Raw genomic sequence first — 2,317 nt, forward strand, 5'->3', positions numbered from 1 at the left:
TTCATGTGCGCTGGGCCCCTATCAAAGAAAGGAGTGCTTTGATTTTCATGCCGTTTCTGATCTCGCGGGGTGAGAGACCCTGCACACCGTGTGACGCAACATGCGGTGATAAGCAGACGGGTGAGGTGAACCGGGTGCTTCCGGCGATCCATAAATCAGCAGAACCCGTCAAAGCCGGGCGGACGGGCACTTCCGGCCCTGTCGGCGGTCCGGCCAGCGAGCTTGACATGGCGAGGGAAACCGAACCGATGGAGGACGCCTCGGCAAACGTCGGGACCTGCCAACTCGGAAGTGGGCAGGACGGTCGGTGGCGTCTGCCGCCGGCCGGTGGAGCGTTGGTCCGTGCTATGAATACATGGACTGGGGGTACGCAGCGTGCTGCGTGCCAGCCTCGATACGGGCTTGCGAGGTATCGAGACCGGATTCCACACGGGGTAAAGTCGGCGCCTAAAGCAGGCAAGAGATCAGATACGGAACCCAGGAACCTCGTCGTCGCTTCCGGCACGTTCGGATGCCGGATGGCTGAAGCGACCAGCGATCGCGACGACGAGGGGCGGAGCCTTCGTAGTAGTCCGAGGACGGGAAAGCCGTTCACATGGCGAAGGGAGGCAGTGGATACAGCGAGCAGGCAGGAGGTGGACCTATGTCCGACGAGGTGAACACCTCGTTCGTCCTCGACATGCAGCGCAAGCTGTATCGGTGGAGCAGCGAAATGCCCGACAAGGTATTCGCTGATCTGTTCAATCTCATATGCGACCGCAGAACCCTCACTGAAGCCTGGCGACGGCTCGCCCGCAACAGCGGCAGCCTGACACCGGGCACGGACGGGATGACGCGGCGAACGGTCGAACAACGGCCCGGTGGCGCTGCGAGGCTCCTCGAAGACATCCGAGAGGCGCTTCGCGACGGAACGTATCGCCCGGAACCTGTCAGGCAGCGGCTTATCCCAAAGCCCGGCAAGCCGGGGCAGTTCCGGCCACTCGGCATTCCCACGCTGATCGACCGACTGGTGCAGATGGCTTTGAAGCTGATCCTGGAACCCATTTTCGAGGCGGATTTTTATCCGACCTCCTATGGGTTCCGAAGAGGACGAAGCACTCATGATGCTCTGGAGCGAATCCAGAGGTTCCTCCACCCGACGAAGCGTGGACCTTCGGTCTACCGCCATGTCATCGAAGGCGACATCAAGGGTTGCTTCGACGCGATCGACCATCACGTCATGATGGAACGGGTGCGAAAACGCATCGGCGACCGCAAGGTGCTGAAGCTGATCCTCGCGTTCCTGAAGGCCGGCGTGATGATCGAGGGGACCGTTCGCCACCCCGTAACCGGCTCGCCGCAAGGCGGGATCATCTCGCCGATGCTGTCGAATATCTATCTGACGGCCATCGACGAGCGGTATGGGCGATGGTCCATGCGTCCTCGTGAGCCAAGTATAAATGCCGCCGCCCGAAGGGTCCGAGACCACAAGAAAGGCCGGCCGGTGTTTTACATGGTGCGATACGCGGACGACTTCGTCGTCCTCGTAGACGGCTCGAGGGAGCACGCGGAAGCGGAAAAGCTGGGGCTGGCGGAGTTCCTGAAAACGGAGCTCCGCATGGAACTGTCGATGGAAAAGACCCGGATCACCGAGGTTGGGGAAGGCTTCGACTTCCTCGGCTATCGGGTGGCCCAGACAAAAGCGCTCCACCCGAACAAACACGGGAATGGGCGTCGCGTCGGCAACCTCTTCATACCGAAGGGCAAGCTGAACGACCTGCGCCACAAGATCAAGGTCATGGTGAAAGGCATCCCGACGGGATGGTCGCTCGCCGATCTCATCGACAGGCTCAATCCTGTCCTGCTGGGATGGAGGAACTACTACCGTTATGCCACGTGGGCGTATCGGGAGTTCGCCCGTCTCGACTTCTGGATATGGCAGCGCGTGGGGCGCTGGCTGCGTAAGAAGCACCGAAAGGCGTCGCTGCGAATGCTGTGCCGCCGCTTCTTCAACAGTGCCCCGGGAAAGCGAAGGCAATGGACCGAAGGGTCCAGACACCTGCGGTTCCTCTCCGAAGGAGGAACCTTGCGGTACCCACACCAGAGCATAGAGAAACCGAACGGATGGAATGCGGAACGGCAATACGCGCAGCGCAAAAGCCTGCGTGGCTTCCAGAATGCAGTCCACCGCCTCAGACTTGTCTGAGGCCCACCCATGGGCGTGGAAGCGCCCGTGCATGGAGAGCCGGATGCGAGGAAACCCGCACGTCCGGTTCGGGAAGAGGGATGGAGAAACTCGTCTCCGAGAGGGGATGGAGCGCTTCATCTCTACTTTCAC

1 protein-coding gene is annotated in these 2,317 nt (G+C 61.1%); it reads left to right on the forward strand.

The window, feature by feature from the left end:
* The first annotated feature begins 643 nt into the window (after window positions 1–643).
* Complete coding sequence (gene ltrA / locus L0966_RS22115; protein WP_234054265.1) at window positions 644–2,185, forward strand: group II intron reverse transcriptase/maturase; 1,542 nt, start codon at window positions 644–646, stop codon at window positions 2,183–2,185.
* The last annotated feature ends 132 nt before the right edge of the window (window positions 2,186–2,317 follow it).

This window comes from Xanthobacter sp. NM-59, assembly GCF_021401125.1.
Lineage (GTDB): Bacteria > Pseudomonadota > Alphaproteobacteria > Rhizobiales > Xanthobacteraceae > Xanthobacter.